This window comes from Okeania sp. SIO2F5, from assembly GCF_010692685.1.
In the GTDB taxonomy this organism is placed as follows: domain Bacteria; phylum Cyanobacteriota; class Cyanobacteriia; order Cyanobacteriales; family Microcoleaceae; genus Okeania; species Okeania hirsuta.
Genome location: NZ_JAAHGU010000044.1, coordinates 14,496 through 32,964 on the forward strand (window position 1 = coordinate 14,496; position 18,469 = coordinate 32,964).

The following is an 18,469-nucleotide window of genomic DNA, read 5'->3' on the forward strand; positions in this document are numbered from 1 at the left end:
AAGCTCTCGCAAAAGTCAAAATTCAATTTTTTTTTACGCTTTTTGCCTCTTACAAAACTAGGCAAAATATCTACCGACTAATACAGCGCTTCCCGTTGTTATGAGATACACCTATGGCGGGCAAGATGCCCACACTACAATATCTTTATCATTTACCAAATAATTAATAATTAATAATTAAATAACTCTGGTTTAAAGCCTTCCCTTTTGAGGGCAAAAAAGCGGTCGTTTCGGCTATCGCCGACATGAAAAGCGGAGCTTCCCGAAGGGTGGGATGGATGGGTTTCCTAACCATATCCAATCGACCAAGAGAAGAAATAATATTTCCTTATATTCAATTCGGTAACGGTTTTAACCAGAGGTAATTATCAATTATCCACGATCAATTATCAATTAATTAACCTGTACCTCGTTTGCCCGAAATACGCTGTATCATGTCCGGATAATAGGGTGATAAAAAAAACTTTCTCCTTTTGAACCTTTCTTTCCCTTCTGCCTTCTGCCTTCTGCCTTCTGCCTTTTTCAATTACTAACTTTAGCCAAAAGTTTCTCCATATCTGATACTTTTACTGCACCAGAAAAAGTTTCTCCATTCATCACAAAGAAAGGTGTACCAGAAGCACCAATTTCTTGAGCTAGTTGAAAATCTTGTTGAATTGAGTCAGTTGCTTCCTGAGACTTTCGATCGCTATTAAACTTCTCTATATCTAAGTTCAAATTATTAGCAATTTCTATATAGAACTCTTCACCTAATTTGTCCTGTTGTTCAAATAAAGCATCGTGATATTCCCAAAATTTACCTTGTTGTTGAGCTGCCCAAGATGCTTTAGCTGCTGGAATTGCTTGAGGGTGAATTCTTACTAGAGGTAAATGCTTAAATACTAAAGTTACTCTATCTTGATGTTTATCCATAAATTCTTTAAGATTTACTTGCACTTTAGAGCAGAAAGGACATTGAAAATCTGAGAATTCAAACAACACGATTTTTTGCTCGGTAGAACCAAAAGTTGGAGAATTACCAATTTTTGCTTGAGGATTGGTTTTAAACTGTTTTAATACTTCCTGCTTACTAGCTTGTTGTTGTTCCTGTTGTTGTTGTTGGTAAGCTTGTACTGATTCTATAATTGCTTCTGGATTATTACGAATAATCTGTAATACTTGCTGTTCTAATTCTTCTGAATTTACTTGAGTACCAGTTGATTGAGCTGATGGAGTACAACCACTAATGGCAATAACTATACTGAATATTGCTATGAAGTATAAAACTTTCAAATTATATAGATTAAATCTAGTAGAAAAATTACTCATAGTCCTCCATTTAAAGTCAAAAAAATCATGAATATAATATAGTATAAATTTTATTTGAGTTGTTTCAAAAATCTGGCAAATTTTAGGAAAAAGGCGAAAGGCAAGAGGCAAAAGGTAAGATGGTTTACCGGACTTTTTAATGTTAGTAAATAACTAACTATTGTTTGACATTGCAAATAAAAATGCTATATAGCGCTGTGCGCAGGCAACAGGCAACAGGCAACAGCGGTCAGACCCCGCGACGACGCCAGCTCGCTTGCGGAATGCTGACCAAGAGAGACAACAGGGGGAATAAAAAACCGATAATATCAGGCTTTTAGCTATTGGACAGTTACTGTAATTTGTAAATATGCCAGCGCACATTGCTATACATGGTAGTCCTATTTTAGTTGTGAATAAAATCTAGGAATTACGAAAATTTTTAATTAGGGGTTAGAGATAAAGTTTTTTGATTTTCTATCTATAAGTTCTGGATTTTTCACAAATCATTATCAGACTGCTTAAATTAAATAATAAACAAAACCTTTCTCCGTTCGAGTAGCTATAAGGTTTAAAATTATATGTAACTAGAGAGAGAATAGTAAAAAATAAAATTAGGGAAATCAATAAAATTTTTGAGAAAAATTATTTAACAGAATTATTCCGCAAAAAAATTTAGTATATCTTTCAGTATTTACCGAATAATTCATAGTTAAAGCATCTTTATCATCTGAATAAACAAACAACAAACAAAAAAATATTTTACTTTTTGTCAATCCTATCTACTTCAAGGAGAGGTAATAATGAATAGTGAATTATTTATTGGATATCTCCAATAATCAAAAATAAAATCAATTATCCCACAGAAATTATTAATTATTTCTCCCTTTTCCCTACTCCCTACTCCCTACTCCCTACTCCCTCTTTTATAGTTACAGTTTGCCAAAATAATCTAAATTTTGACAAACAAACGTAATTAATAATCTATAGACACACTTTCTAAATTAGAAGAAAATGGTTAAATTCTAATCTAAAAAACCCATCAAACCTTCATTATCAACCTGATTAGAAGCAACTGGACGATTCATCAAAGTTTGACTAACTTCTAAATGATTAGTACCTATAGGGCGAACTCCAGAAGCAGTAATAGTACTATTAAATTCTAATCCACTAGAAACAACTGGACGAATTCCAGAAGCGGACATTGTATGATGTACTTCAAGACCTGTTGAAACTACAGGACGATTAGAAATTGTTTGAGTATACTTAAGATTAGTTGTGCCAATAGGACGATTTCCAGGTAAGGCTAATTTTCCAGAGACTTGAGACTCTTGTGCTTGCTTTTCTTGGACTGGTTTAGTCTCAACTTGTAAAGTGGTACGCTGTTGAGACCCTTGATCCAATTTTGTTGGCTGATTACTTTGAGTAGTAGTTTTACTACTACTATCAGTAGTTTTATTAGTTTCTGTCATAGTTCCATTAGTGCTCATAATTTTACATCTCCATTATTAAAATTGGTTGACCACTTGATAATTAGAACCACCAATTTTTATGATTGGTCTTTGTTTGTTTATTGAATTCTTAAATTTTAATAAACCTGTAGTTATTGTAACCATACTTAAAGTCAAAAACATAGTTTTGTTAAAAAATACAACATCTCAGGGAGTGTGGGGAAATGGGGAGATGGGGAGATGGAAACCCACCCCTAACCCCTCCCAGGAGGGGAATTTGGGGAGATGGGGAGGTGGGGAGATTTGTATAGTATATTTGTACAACTAAATGTATTTTATATTAGTATTTTCTGGCGACAAAAAATTAGCCCTGGGGGGATGGGGCAGTAGGAGAAATTAAAAAATATATAATAAATATCCTTACCATTACTATGCAGGACTACTGAAGAAGGTTGTTGGTTCAGGGTTTTAGGTTTAATCAGCCTGAAGTTGACGATAAAATTTATTTAGAGTAGGCAACAGCGACCGAGCAGTCTTACTTTTAATTTTTGATTTTGAACTTTTAAATTATGCAAACAACAATTCCTACTCTTCTAGCTCTTGACTTTGATGGCGTTTTATGCAATGGACTGGTTGAATATTTTCAAACGGCCTGGCGCACCTACTGTCAAATTTGGCAACCATTAGAGCAAAAACCAAATAATGATTTGGCAGAACAGTTTTATCGATTACGTCCCGTAATTGAAATTGGCTGGGAAATGCCTGTTTTGATTCGGGCATTAATATTAGGTATTGAAGAAGAAAGTATTTTACGAGAATGGCAAGCGATCGCTACAAAAATTGTGACTGAAGAGAATCAAAATCCAGGAGAAATTGGTAGTTGTCTAGATACTACTAGAGATGAATGGATAGCAAAAGATTTAGAAGGATGGTTGTCTTTACATGAGTTTTATCCAGGAGTAGTGGAAAAATTAAAGCAGTTAATAGTATCAGAAGTTAAACCAGTTATTGTGACAACTAAAGAGGGGCGGTTTGTACGATCGCTCCTGCAAAAACAAGGTGTGAATTTACCAGAAACGGATATTATTGGTAAAGAATGTAAACGTCCTAAATATGAAACTCTGAGAATGTTATTAGCAGCATCAGGAGCAGGAACAATTATTTGGTTTGTTGAAGATAGATTGAAAACTTTACTATCTGTACAAAAACAATCGGATTTAAAAGAAGTAGAATTATTTTTAGCAGATTGGGGTTACAATACTCAGAAAGAACGAGAATCTGTAACTCAACATCCACCTATTCATTTATTATCTTCTACTCAGTTTTGCCAGAATTTTTCCCTATGGAAATAAGGAAGAGGGAAGAAGGAAGAAGGAAGAAGTTAAAAAGGAAGAAGGAAGAGGGAAGAAGGAAGAGGGAAGAGGGAAGAGGGAAGGAAGAGGAAGACCCCTTGAAGGTTAGGAAAAAATCGACCAATAGAAAATAGAATATTCCAGATTTAAAGCCTCCTGATTACAGATGTAATGTTAACGCAGTTCCAATCTTAGGAGGCTAACTGATAACTGAAATGACCAAGTTACTCAAAGTTTAATACCAGCTTGAAAAAAAAATGCGACAAAAAGCTGTATTTTGTTAGATTATCTTAGATAGATATAGCAATATAGCTATTATTTTTACCTTTTTTTCTTCAATGTCACTATTGATTCTTTCCTTCTTTCTTCCCTCTTCCTTCTTCCCTCTTACTTCTTCCTTCTTCCTGATTAATTAACTACTTAAATCTATAAAAATTAGGAAATAAAAACAATGCTAGACCTAACAAAACTAGCGAAACAAATGCAAGGGATGAGCCAACATCTCACAGCAGAAGCAATGGCAGCACAAAATAGATTAGAAATAGCTCAACAATTATTAGAAGAGGCAAAAACTGAACAAGAAGAATTATTAGAATTAGAAGAAAGTTGGAGCGATCGCATACTTTTTAATCCAGCTATTCCTATAGAATCTTTAGATACTTATCCCTTAATTAATCCTCCGCCAAAAAATCATACAGTATTTGCCACAGACGGTTCTCAAATAGCACCAAGTCACCATGAAATAGCCTATTGTTATTTGCTAAATATTGGGCGAGTAATGTTGAATTATGGTGAAAGTATTTATCCACTTTTAGATAGTATTCCAGAAATTTTTTATCAAGCAGATGACCTTTATATTTCTCGACAATGGGGAATTAAAACTGAAGAATGGATGGGTTATCGACGGACTATTTCTGAAGCTTTGGTTTTGGCAGAATTGGGTTGTGAATGGAGGAAAAATAATTCGGATAATTTAGATTCCCCAATATTAGCAATGGTTGATGGTTCTCTGATTTATTGGTTCTTAGAATCTTTGCCTTCTGAAGCACGGGATAGAATTTTAAATCCGATTTTAGATGCTTGGAATAAATTAAAGTTAGCTGGTATTCCTTTGATTGGTTATTTGAGCGCTTCTCGGAGTAGTGAAAGTTTATCTTTTTTACGCTTAAAGGCTTGTATTTATGATGAACCTGATTGTATAAGTAATTGCCCGAATGTTGGATTAGGGGGATTTGGTTTTACTGAAAAAGCTCCTTGTCAGTCATTTGAACCCTTGCGAGATGTGGTATTTTGGGGTTCAATATTGCAACCTGGGCAAAGAAGTCCTTTATGGCAATCTTCGGCTAGAATTTTAGATTTATATGGGGATAATATTATCTATTTTTGTTATGTGAATGTTGGTACGGAAGTTGCCAGAATTGATATGCCAGAATGGGTGGCTGAGGATGAAGAAATGTTGGAGTTAGTGTTAGGAATGATGTTGGCTCAAGTGCAAAAAGGTTATGGTTATCCGGTGGTATTAGCGGAAGCTCATAATCAGGCGGTGGTTAGGGGAGGCGACCGGGCGAGTTTCTTTGCTTTATTGGAACAGGAAATGATTAAAGCTGGTTTGAAAAATGTGGGGACTTCTTATAAAGAGACTCGGAAGAGAGGTAGTATTGCTTGATGAAGTTAAAAGTCAAAAGTCAAAAGTCAAAAGTAAGACTTTATAGTAGGTTGGGTTGAGTGCGACTCATTGGGTCAAAGAAGCCATGACTACAATATGACTCTTTAACCAAAAGCTTAAAAAATCATAGCCTATGGAGGTTCAATTCCTCCCCTCTCAGCTAGGGAGTGACTTCGTAGCTCAGGTTTAATGGGTTAACAACCATTACTCGAGAGTGCATGGGCTAAAAGCGGATAAGCTTGAAGGACTAAGGACGATGCTGCCAGAGAAGTAAGTCTTGGTGAAGAACATGAATCCTGTCATTGGTAGCCTCCAAGTGCCAACCCCTTCTCTAAAAATGATGATCATTATTATTGAGGAAAAATCCAGATTTTATACAGAGGTATAATCCTTGAAACTATTGCCCATCAATAGTTTTGAGGTGCTTGTTACCCCGTGATAATCGGTTATTAGGCTGGATTTTGGGGGATAATGTTTTAATTAGATTACAACTTCCTATTAGACTTAATAATTTTCGGAACCTGAACCAGATATTGCGGTAGTTAAAAGTGATATTTGGAATTATGAGGAAGCTCATCCTACCTTTAATGATGTATACTTAATTATGGAAATTGCTGATACTACTTTGAATAGCGATCGGGAGGTGACAGGAACAGTTTATGCTAGGTCAGGTATTGAGGATTATTGGGTATTAGATATTAAAAATCGTCAATTGTATGTTGATCGAGAACCAACTGAAGAAGGTTATCAAAGAGAAATGATTTTGACAGAAAATGATTCTATCATCCCTCTAAGATTTTCTGATTGTGTGGTTCAGGTTTCTCAAATGTTGCACCCTGAGAGTTGACAATTCTTTTAAATTATCAGTTTAAATTAGAGGAAAAAGCTCCTGTTGCTCCAGCCCGTCGAGGTTTTTTATTAGGTCCTAAAGGTGGGGTAAAAATGAGTCTTGTGGTTAATACTGCTCATTCCTAAACCTACTTGCAAATGAGGAAACTCAAGCTGAAAGTTGTACATAGTGTTGTTTTTCTAAAAAAATATGAAACTAGCTCACATTATTAATCCTGTCGCTGTACAAGAGTCTTCAGATTTATTTATTGCTCAACCAATTACATTTCAAACAATGAAATCTGCTCAGGAAATTGCTCGTGGATATGGTGTGGATGTTACGCTATATTCAGCGCAGTTTCCCGAAGATCATTCTATAGTTCCTGAAGGATTTTTCAAAACTCCAGATTTAGAACGTTCAGTTCTTGATATTGCTAATTTCAAAACCAAACGAAAACTTCCTTTAATTCAGGATATTTTGAACCGTCTAGACAATGCAACTGATGCAGAGTACCTAATCTATACGAATGTTGATATTGCTCTTATGCCAAACTTCTATGTCTTTGTTTGCAAGATAATCGATCAAGGATATGACGCATTCATTATTAATCGACGTACCATTTCAAAAGCTTATACAAAAGTCGAAGATATTCCGTTAATGTATGCTGAATTAGGGGAAAATCATCCAGGTCATGATTGCTTTGTTTTTAAGAAAAGTGCTTACTCAAAATATAAACTATATAAGGAGTGTATTGGAGCTCCACCTATTGGAAAAGCTTTAGCCATAAATTTAATATCTAATGCAGAAAATTTTAAGGAATTCAAAGATTTACACTTGACATTTCACCTTGGAGCCGATATGGCTTGGGCGAGAGATTTACTTAAGGATTATACACTTTATAATTTAAGAGAGTTTGACAAAATAGTAACATACTATACAGAAATCGGTAAACCAGCAGAGCATCCTCTAATTGCAAGTTTTTCAGAGCATATTCGCAAACTACTTTTATGATACGTCAGTCTTTGACAACATTCAAAATATTTTATTTCTACTAATATCTTATACAAAAATGTTGTATCAAAGGGATGATTCTACCTAATAAATGTAGACTTGAAACCGATATTTTCTAAAAAAAAAAGGTAGGGTTTGTTAATGCTATTATTGATATTGGTAGCTCTCTGTTGATGTTTATCCATATTATCTAATTAAATCAAAATGAATACCAAAATCCTTAACATTCAGAGCAAAAATCGAACCCCTGCTAATACAGTTGCTAAACTAGAGGATTTTGATTATCAAGAAGGGGAAACAATTGACCCCAAAACAGTCATTACAAATCCTAATATTAGTTTATATTGTCTCGACGCACAAAATCAACGAGCAATTTTTGTACAAACTCCCTTAGATATCGATCTTTCTCAGGCAGCCTTTTTTTATCATGCTCAATATGACCATGCTCAGAAATTAATTGCTGTTCCTTTGGCTGAAATTCCACAATTAATAGAAGAAATAGAACCAATTAAAAATCTAGTAATAATTTATTCTGTAGGGCGTTGTGGTTCTACTTTACTTAGTAAAGTATTTAATCAAGTGGATAACGTGCTTAGTTTATCTGAACCTGATGTTTTTTCCCAAATAGTAGGAATGCGAAATCCTGATGGTAGTAATGATGATGAAATAGCGGAATTACTCAAGTTTTGTATTTATCTTATAGGCAAGTCTAATGTGACAGGAAAATCGTCATGCTGTGTCATAAAATTGCGGAGTTTTTGTATTGAATTAGGAGAATTAATACACAATGTACTTCCTAATTATAAGGCAATTTTCTTATATCGAAATGCTGAAGATTATGTAAAATCTGCTATGCGTGCTTTTGCCTTTATGAGTTCGATACTTCCAACTATCAAAGAAAACATAGAACGTTACAGTAAAGCTATCCCATTGCTCAAGGATTATTCTAATTATATTGATTTTACAGACCTTAATGCAATTGATTTATATACAACTATGTGGTTATCCGTGATGCAACGTTATCTATACCTCTACAAAAAAGGTGTTCCTGCTTGTGCCATTCGTTACGAAGATTTAGTAGCAAATCCACAATCAATAGTGACATCTATTGTTCAGTATTGTGGATTACCTATTTCTGAAGTTGATAATGCTTGTAAAGCCTTTACTAAAGATTCTCAAAGTGGCTCTAATTTGTCACAAGAAAATACTCGTAATAATCAAATAGATAAACCAAATATTGTAGATATTCGCCAAAAAATTTATAGGTTATTAGAGAAACATCCAGAGATTCAAACACCAGATTTTATTGTTCCTGGTACTTTAGGTTATGACAAATAAAATCACAAATCATGATCGCCTCAGTATTGCCCAAAAGATTTCCCCCAATCTTAAGTAAATATAGAACTAATTTCAGCAATTAACAATTAACAATTAATAATTACCTCTTCTTAAAACGGATAGGATTGAGTCAAAGGACTTTTTTTATTTTATCCCCTATCCAAGGGGATGCTTCAAGGCGTGAATTGTTGAATGAATAATTATTAACTATCAACTCTTAATTATTAATTAGGGCTTGCTGATTAAATCTAAAAGCATTGACATATAAAGGTTGAGCGCATTTTTGGGTCTAGCAATTGTACAAGGTTTTCGTTCTAGGGAACTCAAAAAGCTAGGATGTAGGGTTGACGCGAGGCAGAAAAATCAAGGGATAATTCTTCCTACTACCTCCTTTAAATCCCCCATTTCTCCTGTCTCCTGTCTCCTGTCTCCTGTCTCCTACCTCAGCAAAAAGACTTTTTCAGCAAACCCTAATTATTAATTATTCGGTAATTTATGATTCATCTAACTAAAATTAAATGAAATATAATTTTATACCTGCTCCAAGGCCATAAATAATACAAAAAGATGAATCTGACCAAAAAAACTATCGCAGCTTTTGTCTCTCCCGCAATACCTCTTTCCGCTCTTGGTCTTCCTCTTTTGGTCTACCTCCCCCCTTTTTATGCAGAAGAAATGGGACTTGGCCTTTCTCTGGTGGGCACAATTTTTATGATTACCCGTTTCTGGGACGTTTTTACCGATCCAGTTCTTGGTATTCTCAGTGATAAAGTGACAACTCCCCTTGGACGCCGCCGTCATTGGATTATATTATCTGTTCCCATTTTAATGATTTGCGTTTACAAAGTGTTTATTCCCGAAGCTCCTATCACAGGAAATTATCTTCTGTGTTGGATGTTGCTGCTCTATGTGGGTTGGACTCTGTTAAGTATCTCTCATATGTCTTGGGGTGCAGAATTATCGTCTGATTATTATGAGCGATCGCGAATTCAAGGTTGGCGAGAATTTGCTCTAGTCTTTGGAATGTTAGCTGTCTTGATACTTCCAACGATTCTTGAGCAGACTGGGAGTGTTGATGCTGGGAATAAAGTTGCTGCTATGGGTTGGTTTACTATTGTACTACTGCCTATTACTGTAGCGATCGCTGTTTGTCATGTTGAAGAAAGACTTGTGACACCACCACCTCAACTTGGTTTGCTCAAGTCAACTTCTCTGCTGTTGAAAAACAAGCTACTAATGCGAGTTCTGCTGGCAAATGTTATGATTGGTCTTGCTCCTGGAATTATTGGTTCAATCTACATTTTTTTTGTTACTTATGCCATGGATCTAGGTCAATGGTCTAGTCTCATGCTTTTACTCTATTTCATTGCTAGTTTTTGTGGCATTCCTTTCTGGATGCGTCTTAGTTATAGCTTGGAGAAGCATCGAACTTTTGGTGTTGCTAAAATTTATGGTTGTATAATTCTCATTACTTTATTGCTAGTTCAACCAGGGAATTTATGGTTGTATGGTTTAGTTAATATTCTTTTTGGCATCGAATCTGGTGCGGGAGCATTTTTGTTACGCTCGATCATGGCAGATGTTACAGACCATGATAATCTGGAATCAGGTACACAGCGTACAGGTCTTTACTATTCTTTGTTGACCATGACTAACAAAGTTGGTTCTGCTTTAGGAGTTGGTCTGGTTTACCCTATTCTAGATTGGATTGGTTTTGTTCCTGGAGGTACAAATACTCCCGCAGCAATTGAGGCGCTTAAATATATATTTATTTGTGTTCCTATCCCAATTAGTCTTTTAGCAGCGATCGCTATCTGGAATTTTCCACTTGATAGCGCTCGACAACAAGAATTACGTCGTCTACTAGCGGAACGTGATTCTGTGCTTAGTTCAGAATAATTTGAGCAGAATTCTATAGAACCCATTTGAGATCTATATAATTATGGTAGTCAAGTCTTTTCGCGCATTAATTTTGAGGAAAATTCAGTTGAAGGAGTGTTGAATTTTTTGTATTATCTCTCCCCAAATCTTCCCTCTTAACCTTTTCTCTCTTACCTTCTGTCTCCTGTCTCCAGTATAGCTGTCTCCTAGTCAAAAAAACTTGATATTTATATGAAGATACGGTTAGGGGTTCTATAGAACAGGTAATAATTGGTGCGTGAATGCAGACTGTAACGGGGCTGCAAATATAATTGCAAAAGTAAGCAGAAAGCTAAGTTTAGACTTAAGCCAACTGTGTAGGGGCACTTTGACTTGTCCCCAAAGAGTATATCTTTGGTCAGCTAAGAAAAAACGAGGCAACATGGATTTATCCTGTTGCGTAGTATCAACTTAGAATCCCCGTGACTTAAGTCCGGGGAGCAGTCAAACAGGCGTATTCAGTCATGAATTTAGAAGATATTGACAGTGCTAAATCTCCAATTGCCTGGCAAATATATGAAGAGTTTTTAGGCAATATAGCTAATCGACAGAAGCAGCAAATAGCTTCTATGTTTGATGATTACTGTAGACAAAATCCTGATGCTATTGAGTGCAGTATTTACTAATCGTAATTCTCTTTTTTTCAACTATCTATCATCATTGCAATTAATTCAAAATAATAGGAGTAAAAAGATGCAAACTACTACCAATAATTATCCCCAAAACCCCATTGATGTTTTGCTACAACCAGGCCGTAACTTTATAGAAAATATAGATATTAATAATCCTGGATTTGCCAGAAAATTATGTCAATTAATTCCGGCTCAATGCCCCTTTGCCAGAGACATTAAATTCTTTGGTCATACAGTTTTGCATATTCCACCTCTATGTAAATTAAACCCTTTTTACTATGAACTAATTAGTTTACGTTTTCGTGCCCTAACTTTCTTAGCTGATGTTTGTTTAGAAGATATTACTCGTTATTGTTAAGGAGAAGGAAGAAGGAAGAAGGAAGAGGGAAGAGGGAAGATGGAAAAATATTGCTTTGTCTAAATTTTAATAATCTTTCTTTCGACTACTATAACTACTCCAGAAGAGACAAAATAGCTAAAACTTAATTACTAATAACGATTAGCACCATAAATCATTTCAAAACTCAGAGCTAATATCTGACTTTTTCCAGATACAATCTTCTACTACGGAAGTTATAACTTTGTTGTTTTCTATATTGTCAGGGGTTTTATACTCTTGACCAGGTGCAATATTTAAACTGAATTCGCCTTGGATAATTCCTGTGTACCTGCCAATAAATTCACCCAACCAAATATTTCCTTCAGTTTTAAAATCGCCTTTGATTTGATTACCTATTTTTTCTAAATTACCTTCAGTAATGGTGCTATTTCCAATCCATATATTATAGGGAGGAAGAAATTGACCTATAAAATTATTTCCATCATCATTCAAACGGATAATTTTTTTGACGATAAACTGAACAGGTTTATTATCAACTAATGGTTCCAGCAAATACATTTCTACTAATCTACCATTAACTTCAAGCGTCAGTTGATTATTGTTAGGATTGTAGCCTCCAATAACCTGATTCATTTCTAGATTTTCAGGGATTAATTGAGGATACTTACTGTAGGTTATTTTACCACTACCATCAGTTATTTTGAAATAATTACTAATAACTTGATCGGGTTTTTTATTTATATTGTCACTCAAAGATTGTTGAACATCGAAAATAGTTTTACTGACACATTTACTACTCTGTGGATTAGGAAATCGAGAATATTGCATAACCTTTTCAAGGTATTTTTGTGCATCATTTGGTCAATAAAAAATTAAACTGCTCAAGCTAGCTCCATTTAAGAGTTGGCACTCCGGAGCTTTCAAATTGTCTTTTTCTCCAAACCACCCGCACTTATTCTGTGTATTTTCACGCCATAATTATTCTATTTTTAGCAAAATTTCTCTTGGCATTATTTCTGCTTCTTTTTGATTACCTATATAACCACTTTTATTAATATCTGCACCCAAGTAAATGATGAGAATTTTATATGTTTCTTGCAAGGCTCCTTCAGTGAACTGATATTCAAAATCGCTAGGTTTAGATTCTACTTTTTTCTTCCCATATTTTTTCTCTTTTAAATAGCTTTCAAGTTTTGGTATACTATCTTTAGATAGTATGTTCACAAGTAAATCATTAACCTGTTCTTTAATTGCTTTAAATTCAGCTAAACGCTTTTTATATTTAGAATATCTACTGATATCTTGATATTTTTGAATATTTTGATATTTGTTTGGATTGATAGGAAAATCATCATTAATTTTTTTTTGAGCTAGGCTAGTTATACTCCGTACATTGTTATAAGAAGAAATAGCATTTTGTATATTTCCCTTTTTCTCGGATTCTTTTGCTCTTTCAATAAATTTAGTTAAGATCGGTAAATCAATTTTTTCAATTTCAAGCTCATCTCTATGAATATCTATGATTACTTGAAGCATTCTTTCTTGTTGTTTTCCTTGCCAAACTAACCATCCTAATACTCCTGCTAAGAAAATTAGAATAGTAGCTATAACTAATGTGAACAAAAACTTACTTTTTGTTTTCTCTTTCTCTAGCAATTGGTTAGCTAATTCTCGCTCTGTTCTTTCAATTTTTAACTCTTGTTGTCTCTTTTCCTCCTTTTCATTATCTAATTGTTTTTGTCGCTCATCACTTGCTTGAATAAACTTCTTACTTTCTTCATTAAAACTACTAAATTCCTCTTGATCAATCAATCCATGAAATCTTTCCAGTTTGTATCCTACCCATAATTCATCTTCAGCTTTACTATTATTTTCCTCTTTTAATCTCTGCCACTGTTGAGCATCACTAAACAATCTATTTCTCAGAATAATAACTTCTTCTTTTTCGTGAATTAACTCTTGAAAAACTTGCCAAGAACGAAGCAACTCTTCATGGGCAACTTCAACAGTTGACCTATACCTTCCACTAACTAATAGCCGATTATCAATTAGTTTTCCTAAAACTTTCTTGATAGTTTCATTATTTCTAAATTGAGACTGATTTACCCTTCTACTAATTGGTTCTTTAACCTTCAAATCTATTAACTCAATAAAAATTTTTTCGGCAGCTTTTCTTTCTACATCATTAAGCTCTTTATTGTATATATTATTAGCTTGCTTTTGCAACGCACCAGAAACTCCACCAATATTCTGATAAGTTGCAATATTTAAAACTCGATTATTTTCAGATGGTTTATCTTCTCTCCAAAGCAAATCTAAAGTATATTGTAATAGAGGAAGAGAACCTGCTTGTTGATAAAAATCATGAATAATTTGCTCAACTAGACCCTTTTCAAAAGTTACCCCATTTCTAGCAGCAGGTTCAGCGATCGCTAATCTTAATTCTATTTCGGTCATCTCTCTCGTTAACCGAATCTGTTTTTCTACTTCATTAGTTAAATCAGCATATTCTTGAAGCTCGTCTAAAAAATCATAGCGCATAGCAAGAATTAGCTTAGTAGATTCATCCTGTTGCTGAATTAAGGGAATCAGACTAGCAATAAATTTATCTCTTTCTAACTTAGGTGTTCTTGTAAATAATTCTTCAAACTGATCGATAAAAATTATCCATTTTAACGACTCTTATTGACACCTTTTAATAACATCAATTAGAGTCAAATTATTTGGCGAATTAAAAAAATCAGACGCTTTATTCTGATATTTTTTAGGAAAATTATCAGAGAAAGATGTAAAAGGATTATTATCAGGAACAAAAATTATTGTTACTAGCTGAGATGCTCCCCATTGATCTGATAAATAAGGAATTAACCCGGCTTGAACTAAGGAAGATTTACCACTACCCGAAGCTCCTACTAATAGGAGTAAATTACTTTTTTCTAAGTCATTACTTAATTCAATAATCCACCGTTCTCTACCAAAAAACTTGTCTTTATCTCCAGGTTGAAATTTATTTAGCCCCAAATAAGGAGAACCTGGTTTCAAATTTCGACTATGAATTTCAGCTTCAGAATACTGTGCGATGATGTATTGATTAACAACTCCTCCTTTAATATCACCAATAATTCCTTTAATATCCCCATCACCAATAATTCCTTTAACATCACCACCAATATCATTTATATAAGCAGAACTTGGCTCACTCATATTTTTCTCCAGTTATTAAGAACTAAAAAGTCTGATTAATTTCTCCACCACTAACATCTCCAATAACACCCCCCCTTAATATTAGTCTTATCTCCTATAGAACCCTTGACATCCCGATAAACCTTAAGATTTAAGCCTGTTGCTGCTGCTTCTGGTTTTAACTTTTCTAGTAACTCCTGAGCTTTCTTGATAACTTCTTCGTCTTTATCAATACCCCCTTCAATTAATTTCTTTTTCAGGGGTGCTTCATAAGTTTCAGGATCTTTTTCGTGTTCTTCTAGAACCATATTTGCTGCTGAGTTGTCGGCAAATTTACGCCTAATTAACCCCTTTAAGTTCTGATAAATATCTTGAACTAAACTACCAGCAGTTGCTTCACCAGCGCCAGTAACTAGAGCGGTAAGAATCAAATAAATAGGTTCCATAAGCTTAAGTTTTCTCAAATTATTTACGTCTTTATTATCTTTATTATATTGTCTAATAATTAGACAGTAATCACTACTTTATTCCAAGAGAGCACATCTACTCATATTACTATTGATTTTGACATAATAATTAACATTTTCTACTGCCGTAAAATACCTCCAACTTCCGGCAAAGATAACAACTTTTCATACAAAATATTAGCAAAAAAATCATTGCCAAATACATAATAATGCCAATTATCTCCACCCTAGAAAGTTCTTTCTAGTTATTCATTTGGTATTTTATCTCTAAATTCGGGAATTAAATCAATAGACATCTCGGATAATCAAAAATAAAATCAATTATCACCAAGAAATAATCAATTATTTCCCCTCCTGGGAGGGGTTAGGGGTGGGTATCCCTACTCCCTACTCCCTACTCCCTACTCCCTACTCCCTCTTTTCCACCAGAGGTCTAATATAGATTATGTTTCGTTTCTGTAATTCTGCCTGTAGATATTCTCGCCAAAAATTAGAGTCATTATTATATAGCGCTACGCGCTAGGGAATAGGTCAGAGGGAATAGTAGACTAATAAAGAGTTTCAGGATTTAGAAATGTCAAACACCTTAATGCGTAGCGCTATAATAGTCCGAACGACTAGGTAAATAAACCACGAATAACTTACTATTTTTCTCTTGATTTATTGCTGCCAAATTATCAAATATTTTTATAGCTATAGCAGGAGGAATAAATATGGTAAAATTGAAGCTTAACGGAATAAGTAAACATGAATTATCAACACCTTTTTAAACTTATAAAAACCATTGAGAGCAAATATTTATATTTGCTCTTTGGTAGAATTATTCGTATTTTATCGGTGGCATAGTCAAGTTAGTTCAGTTTAATTTCAGTGAGCGATAGCCTTCATCTTAAGTGAGCTATCATAACTCAGCTATCAAGTTTATTCACACGCCATTATTACCTAATAATAAAGAAACCTAGAAACTTATTCTACTGCTCTAAAATACCTCCAACTTCCGGCAAAGATAACAACTTTTCATACAAAATATTAGCAATAAATTCATTGCCAAATACAGAATAATGCCCATCACCACCCAGGAATACTGTTTCTACTTTTTCATTAGGCATTCTCTTTCTAAATTCAGTAATTAGATCGATATAAATTATGTTACGTTTCTCTAACTCCACCTGTAGATATTGTCGCCAAAAATCAGATTCATTTCCATAATAATCAGAACGAATAGGTAAATAAACTACCACTAACTTACTATTTTTTTCTCTATTTATTTCCGCCAAATCCTCAAATATTTTCATAGCTATAGCAGGAGTTTTAGCAACATATTGATTATCAGTTTCCAACTTTCTCGGAAATAATGTTTGCCAGAAACCCACAAACCTTAACTCTTGAATATATTTGCTACCTTCTGTGATTTTTGGAAGTAAAAAAGAACCTCTAGACACAGGAAAACTATGATTAACTAACTCCCAATTTTCTAAAGACAATAATGGTTTCCCATAACCCAAAAACTTTGCACGCTGCATCCGGAAAAAATCATCAGTAATAAAAGCAAATATTTGAATATTATGCTCAAACTTAGTACCATCACGTTTGTACCATAAATAAGCTTGGTCAACACCATATCCTCCTTGACCCATATTAATAGTTTGTAAACGCTGATTTATAGATGTTAATAATTGACACCATGTTCGATCATTACTAACTCCCCATCCCATTGTGAAAGAATCCCCAGAACAAATTATCCTAACTTTATTAGGGGGAATATTAATAGTAAAGTCTTGATTATTTCTGAATGATTGAGAATTTGTCCGAAAATATATCCCCTCACCATACATATTTGGAATATTTACATCAGGAATATTTACCCATTATTTCCGCTGATTCCTCAAATATTTTCATGCCGATCGCAGTAATTTGAGCAACATATTTATTACAGTAGTTTCTGCGCGTTATCAGGTACATAATATTTGTAGTTTTAGGGAATAGGTATAGAGGCAATAGGCACAAAATATTCATTTTGTTATTATTTTTTTTCCACAGAAAATAGAAATTGCTTACTGTACCTTGTAAGAACGAAAAGCGCTGTATGAGTTTCCAACTTTCTCGGAAACAATGTTTGCCAGAAACCTACAAACCTTAAATATTGAATATATCTGCTAGCTTCTGTGATTTTTGGAACCAAAGATAATTTTGCCATCAGATATGAGGGTGACGGCACTATCGTGATAATAAGCTGAAATTCCCAGGATGTTCATATTCTATTAATTTTTTCTCCTCACATAGGGCTTTTTATCTAGTATTGGCCAATATTTAGTCAAATATCCTCAGATTATAGTTCATTTTCTTCGGCTTCAGTAGTTAGCCCTATTCAGAGATATTCACCTGATTCGGATGTTTGAATAACTCAAAAATGCGATTAATTAGGATCTTGAATTTTACTTGATGTTCAATCTGAGGAGTCGATAGACCAATAAACGTCCAATCTTCTGTAGAAAACTCCCACTGCTGGTCTGTAAACATATAACCACAGGCATAGACACTCCGCAATTGGCAGGTAGATAGCAATAGATTTTCAGAAAAATACACCTGCACTAAAAAACATTGACAAGCTAGCATTTTAACGTATTTTGGACAATAGATATTCAAATCAATTGAGTGAGGATCGAGTTGAGACTGAGTTTCCTCGTCCGTAAGCCATGGACTTAGATCGATAGTGGAGCCAGGAAACTCTGCTCGAAAAAGGACACCTAGGTGAGCAATTTTACTGGCTAGTTCTAGAGTAATCGCTTGACTGCTTGCATTCATAGAGCTTTGTACAGGTTAAACCTTAATCCTAAATTCTTAAATTAATATATAAAGATTCTTAATAAGAGAAGTAATAAAAATCTTTCATAAGGTAACATATATTTTCCCAACAGGCGATAAGATGGAAAAATTTTTGAGTAAAAAGCTTATTAACCAAAGAATTGAGGAAATTTATAAAAAAAAAAGCC

At 34.2% G+C, this 18,469-nt stretch carries 16 protein-coding genes and 3 pseudogenes; 11 read left to right on the top strand and 8 right to left on the bottom strand.

The window, feature by feature from the left end; all coding sequences use genetic code 11:
* Positions 1-522 precede the first annotated feature (522 nt).
* Both F6K27_RS15795 and F6K27_RS15800 read right to left on the bottom strand, forming a co-directional pair.
* Positions 523-1,308 (bottom strand): DsbA family protein, encoded by a 786-nt coding sequence (locus F6K27_RS15795; RefSeq protein WP_287278845.1) that lies wholly within the window; start codon positions 1,306-1,308, stop codon positions 523-525.
* A 1,004-nt stretch (positions 1,309-2,312) separates the two neighbouring features.
* On the bottom strand, positions 2,313-2,777 hold the full coding sequence (locus F6K27_RS15800; RefSeq protein ID WP_124144318.1) for a hypothetical protein: 465 nt from the start codon (positions 2,775-2,777) through the stop codon (positions 2,313-2,315).
* A 61-nt stretch (positions 2,778-2,838) separates the two neighbouring features.
* On the opposite strand from F6K27_RS15800, the gene F6K27_RS15805 reads away from it, so the two are divergent.
* From F6K27_RS15805 to F6K27_RS15855, 11 genes and pseudogenes are all read left to right on the top strand, one after another.
* The gene (locus F6K27_RS15805; protein WP_287284609.1) at positions 2,839-3,066 is read left to right on the top strand and encodes a hypothetical protein; all 228 of its coding nucleotides are present in this window, start codon (positions 2,839-2,841) and stop codon (positions 3,064-3,066) included.
* A gap of 241 nt (positions 3,067-3,307) precedes the next feature.
* Positions 3,308-4,090, top strand: a complete 783-nt coding sequence (locus F6K27_RS15810) for an HAD family hydrolase (RefSeq protein ID WP_287278848.1) — start codon at positions 3,308-3,310, stop codon at positions 4,088-4,090.
* Positions 4,063-4,224 carry a hypothetical protein gene (locus tag F6K27_RS15815; RefSeq protein ID WP_287284610.1) on the top strand — a complete coding sequence of 54 codons (162 nt, stop codon included), beginning with the start codon at positions 4,063-4,065 and terminating at the stop codon, positions 4,222-4,224. Before F6K27_RS15810 ends, F6K27_RS15815 begins: the two co-directional genes overlap by 28 nt.
* A gap of 317 nt (positions 4,225-4,541) precedes the next feature.
* The gene (locus F6K27_RS15820) at positions 4,542-5,756 is read left to right on the top strand and encodes a DNA double-strand break repair nuclease NurA (protein ID WP_287278850.1); all 1,215 of its coding nucleotides are present in this window, start codon (positions 4,542-4,544) and stop codon (positions 5,754-5,756) included.
* Positions 5,757-6,282: 526 nt separating this feature from the next.
* Positions 6,283-6,603, top strand: a pseudogene (locus F6K27_RS15825) (Uma2 family endonuclease); the annotation flags it as partial.
* Complete coding sequence (locus F6K27_RS15830) at positions 6,600-6,731, top strand: hypothetical protein (protein ID WP_287278851.1); 132 nt, start codon at positions 6,600-6,602, stop codon at positions 6,729-6,731. The pseudogene F6K27_RS15825 and the gene F6K27_RS15830, both read left to right, overlap by 4 nt.
* 64 nt (positions 6,732-6,795) lie before the next feature.
* Positions 6,796-7,596, top strand: coding sequence for a hypothetical protein (locus F6K27_RS15835; RefSeq protein ID WP_287278853.1), 801 nt, complete (start codon positions 6,796-6,798; stop codon positions 7,594-7,596).
* Positions 7,597-7,800: 204 nt separating this feature from the next.
* On the top strand, positions 7,801-8,934 hold the full coding sequence (locus F6K27_RS15840) for a sulfotransferase (RefSeq protein WP_287278854.1): 1,134 nt from the start codon (positions 7,801-7,803) through the stop codon (positions 8,932-8,934).
* A gap of 567 nt (positions 8,935-9,501) precedes the next feature.
* Positions 9,502-10,833, top strand: a complete 1,332-nt coding sequence (locus F6K27_RS15845; RefSeq protein ID WP_287278856.1) for an MFS transporter — start codon at positions 9,502-9,504, stop codon at positions 10,831-10,833.
* Positions 10,834-11,306: 473 nt separating this feature from the next.
* Positions 11,307-11,480: pseudogene (locus F6K27_RS15850) on the top strand (CP12 domain-containing protein); the annotation flags it as partial.
* 67 nt (positions 11,481-11,547) lie between these two features.
* The gene (locus F6K27_RS15855; RefSeq protein ID WP_287275654.1) at positions 11,548-11,844 is read left to right on the top strand and encodes a Mo-dependent nitrogenase C-terminal domain-containing protein; all 297 of its coding nucleotides are present in this window, start codon (positions 11,548-11,550) and stop codon (positions 11,842-11,844) included.
* Positions 11,845-12,003: 159 nt separating this feature from the next.
* On the opposite strand, the gene F6K27_RS15860 is transcribed toward F6K27_RS15855, so the two are convergent.
* From F6K27_RS15860 to F6K27_RS15890, 6 genes and pseudogenes are all read right to left on the bottom strand, one after another.
* Positions 12,004-12,654, bottom strand: a complete 651-nt coding sequence (locus tag F6K27_RS15860; RefSeq protein ID WP_287275652.1) for a hypothetical protein — start codon at positions 12,652-12,654, stop codon at positions 12,004-12,006.
* A 150-nt stretch (positions 12,655-12,804) separates the two neighbouring features.
* A pseudogene (locus F6K27_RS15865) lies at positions 12,805-15,030 on the bottom strand (hypothetical protein).
* A 50-nt stretch (positions 15,031-15,080) separates the two neighbouring features.
* Complete coding sequence (locus F6K27_RS15875; protein WP_287275647.1) at positions 15,081-15,455, bottom strand: hypothetical protein; 375 nt, start codon at positions 15,453-15,455, stop codon at positions 15,081-15,083.
* Between the two features lie 992 nt (positions 15,456-16,447).
* A complete protein-coding gene (locus tag F6K27_RS15880) occupies positions 16,448-17,311 on the bottom strand; it encodes a hypothetical protein (protein WP_287275645.1) in 864 nt (287 codons plus the stop codon).
* 321 nt (positions 17,312-17,632) lie between these two features.
* Positions 17,633-17,731 (bottom strand): carbamoyltransferase N-terminal domain-containing protein, encoded by a 99-nt coding sequence (locus tag F6K27_RS15885; protein WP_287275643.1) that lies wholly within the window; start codon positions 17,729-17,731, stop codon positions 17,633-17,635.
* Between the two features lie 109 nt (positions 17,732-17,840).
* Positions 17,841-18,281, bottom strand: coding sequence for a hypothetical protein (locus tag F6K27_RS15890; RefSeq protein ID WP_287275640.1), 441 nt, complete (start codon positions 18,279-18,281; stop codon positions 17,841-17,843).
* Positions 18,282-18,469: the final 188 nt, after the last annotated feature.